Origin of the sequence: Aeromonas sp. PrichA-15 (assembly GCF_017939245.1) — a bacterium.
In the GTDB taxonomy this organism is placed as follows: domain Bacteria; phylum Pseudomonadota; class Gammaproteobacteria; order Enterobacterales; family Aeromonadaceae; genus Aeromonas; species Aeromonas caviae.
Genome location: NZ_JAGKRH010000355.1, coordinates 1 through 2525, shown reverse-complemented (window position 1 = coordinate 2525; position 2525 = coordinate 1). Strand labels below are relative to the sequence as shown.

General features: G+C 52.8%; 4 protein-coding genes and 1 pseudogene. 4 read left to right on the top strand and 1 reads right to left on the bottom strand.

Annotation, left to right across the window (positions count from 1 at the left end):
• The 4 genes and pseudogenes from J9889_RS24380 to J9889_RS23155 form a co-directional block, all read left to right on the top strand.
• Positions 1-487 (top strand): annotated as a pseudogene (locus J9889_RS24380) (IS630-like element ISAhy2 family transposase); the annotation flags it as partial.
• A complete protein-coding gene (locus tag J9889_RS23165) occupies positions 462-659 on the top strand; it encodes a hypothetical protein (RefSeq protein ID WP_349237022.1) in 198 nt (65 codons plus the stop codon). The pseudogene J9889_RS24380 and the gene J9889_RS23165, both read left to right, overlap by 26 nt.
• Before the next feature lie 115 nt (positions 660-774).
• Positions 775-1776, top strand: coding sequence for a permease (locus J9889_RS23160; protein WP_005303856.1), 1002 nt, complete (start codon positions 775-777; stop codon positions 1774-1776).
• 13 nt (positions 1777-1789) lie between these two features.
• The gene (locus J9889_RS23155; protein WP_005303858.1) at positions 1790-2020 is read left to right on the top strand and encodes a thioredoxin family protein; all 231 of its coding nucleotides are present in this window, start codon (positions 1790-1792) and stop codon (positions 2018-2020) included.
• Between the two features lie 38 nt (positions 2021-2058).
• On the opposite strand, the gene J9889_RS23150 is transcribed toward J9889_RS23155, so the two are convergent.
• A complete protein-coding gene (locus tag J9889_RS23150; RefSeq protein ID WP_231504395.1) occupies positions 2059-2205 on the bottom strand; it encodes a universal stress protein in 147 nt (48 codons plus the stop codon).
• Positions 2206-2525: the final 320 nt, after the last annotated feature.

Genomic DNA, 2525 nt, shown 5'->3' with positions numbered 1-2525 from the left:
ATATAGACCTCAATCCCAAATTAGGGGCCGACTGGATGTTCAGAGCGCAGCAAAAGCGGGTTGTCACGCCGGGACAGAACGCGAAACATTACCTGGCAGGCGTTCTCCATGCAGGCAACGGAAGAGTGCTTTACGTCAGTGGGATATGCAAAAGAAAAACTCATCCCTGTTTATCGCCATGCTGGAAAAGCTGCGTCGCCACTACCGACGAGCCAAAACCATCACGCTGATCCTCGATAACTACATCATTCACAAAAGCAAACAGACCGAGCGATGGTTGAAGAAAAACCCTAAGTTCTGCCTGGTATTCCAGCCAGTTTATAGTCCTTGGGTTAATCACATAGAACGGCTGTGGCACAAGTTGCATGAAACCATCACGCGCAATCATCAATGCAGAGGGATGGCCAACCTGCTGGCTCGAGTGAAACACTTCATGGATACCGTGTCTCCTTTCCCGGGGAATGGCTATGGCACAGCAAAGGTGTAGCACTATTAGGATCAGTTATTTAGGCATGTTCACCGTTCAGATAGATGGCAATCCTGGTTGCGCCGAGCAGAGCTTTGCTGGATACCTGATCCGTAGCAAATCAGCCGGATCGACAGAAGGGGGCGTTCATAGCGGGCAAGGCGTCCTTGATTCATTGGTATTCAGTGATTGATGAAGGGGCTGGGGGCGAACCATGAGATCGCGGCGTTAGCAAAAAACAAAAGATATGAGCATCTTTTGCGGACATGCCACGTCTTCTGGATAACACCGATGTTGATGGAGTCATTATGTTTCAGATTTTCACCGACCTAGCCAGCTGGCTGGTCTACGAGCAATTGGGCCTGAGCCCGCAAACCAAGCTGGGGGATGCGCTGCATTTCTTCGTGGAGGATGTGAGCAAGATCTTTGCCCTGCTGCTGGTCATGATTTACATCGTGGCCATGTTGCGGGCCTCCCTGAATGTTGAACGGGTGAGGGACTATTTGGCGGGCAAGCACAGAGGGTTGGGCTATCTTCTTGGCTCCGGCTTTGGTGCCATTACTCCCTTCTGCTCCTGTTCGAGTATCCCTGTGTTCCTCGGCTTCACCTCAGCCGGTATCCCGCTAGGGATTACCATGGCCTTTCTCATCACCTCACCGCTCATCAACGAAGTGGCCGTCTTGTTGCTGGTCAGTCTGCTGGGCTGGAAGTTCACCCTGATTTACGTGGTAGTTGGCATGGCGGTTGGCATGCTGGGTGGGGCGTTTTTGGACAAGATAAAGGCCGAGCGTTGGCTGGCTGATTTTGCCGCTGAGGCCCTCAAGCAGGGGCAGCATCAGCAAGGTGATATCGTCCAGCAGCATACCGATGCCCCGAGCCTCTCGCTGGCCAAGCGTCATGCCTTTGCTAAAGATGAAACCCTCACCATCTTCAAACGGGTATGGATCTGGGTCATTGTCGGTGTGGGGCTTGGTGCCGCGCTTCATGGCTTTGTGCCTGATGGCTGGATTGCCTCACATCTTGGAGCAGGCCAATGGTGGTCAGTGCCTGTGGCGGTTCTCATCGGCATTCCCCTCTACTCCAACGCCACCGCAGTGATCCCGGTGATGGAGAGCTTGATTGTCAATGGGCTGCCGATTGGGACGACACTGGCATTTTGTATGAGCACAGTAGCGGCCAGTTTTCCTGAATTTATTCTGCTCAAACAAGTGATGAAGTGGCAGTTACTGGGCACCTTGCTGCTGGTGCTACTGGTTTCCTTCACGTTGGTTGGGTGGGTGTTTAACTTCGTATCGCCGTTAATTTCTTGATGAGGAATATGAGATGAAAAATGTAAAAGTGCTCGGCATCGGCTGCGCCAACTGCAAGAACACTGTTCAACTTATCCAGCAGGTGGTGGATGAGCTTGGTGTGTCAATTCAGCTTGAGAAGGTGGAGTCATTGCCCGAGATAATGAAGTACAAGGTGATGTCTACGCCAGCAGTCGTCATCGATGACAAGGTAGTACATGCCGGTGGGATACCTGCCAGAGAGGCGGTGCAAAGCTGGTTCTGATACACGCAGGGGCAGGTTATCCCGCCCCTGCTACTAAATTACCTCAGCAACAGCAGAGAGGCTTTGGTCGTTTTCAGTATCCCCGCTGTCGTGCTTCCCACAATGAACTGCCTGATCCGTGAGTGACCGTAAGCCCCCATCACTATAAGGTTGCAACCCACCTCTACCGCATGCTGGCAAACCACTGGCACCACATCCCCTTGCAGCAGTATTGCTTCAACCCTGATACCAGCTCAAGACCTATTTGGCTTGTGCATGCGGGCGTTTGGGCTCGTCACTTGCTGACCATCACCCAGTCACATTCCAGCCCCTTGAGTTTCGGGCGGCATAGTGCATGAAAGCCCAACAGTACCACCACAAGGCGTTGTTGATCAAATCCGTCGCTGGATGGCCGTTCCCCAACCCGTTGATACCACTCAATTCACTGGCTGGCGAACAGGCATACCAAGCCCTATCAGCTTGTTCATCACCTTCACGCCAGCCAGGATTTCGCCCACCTGGGCGT

Coding starts and splice junctions, on each gene's coding strand:
- J9889_RS23165 (WP_349237022.1), top strand. CDS start 462: ATGGCTATGGCACAGCAAAGGTGTAGCACTATTAGGATCAGTTATTTA.
- J9889_RS23160 (WP_005303856.1), top strand. CDS start 775: ATGTTTCAGATTTTCACCGACCTAGCCAGCTGGCTGGTCTACGAGCAA.
- J9889_RS23155 (WP_005303858.1), top strand. CDS start 1,790: ATGAAAAATGTAAAAGTGCTCGGCATCGGCTGCGCCAACTGCAAGAAC.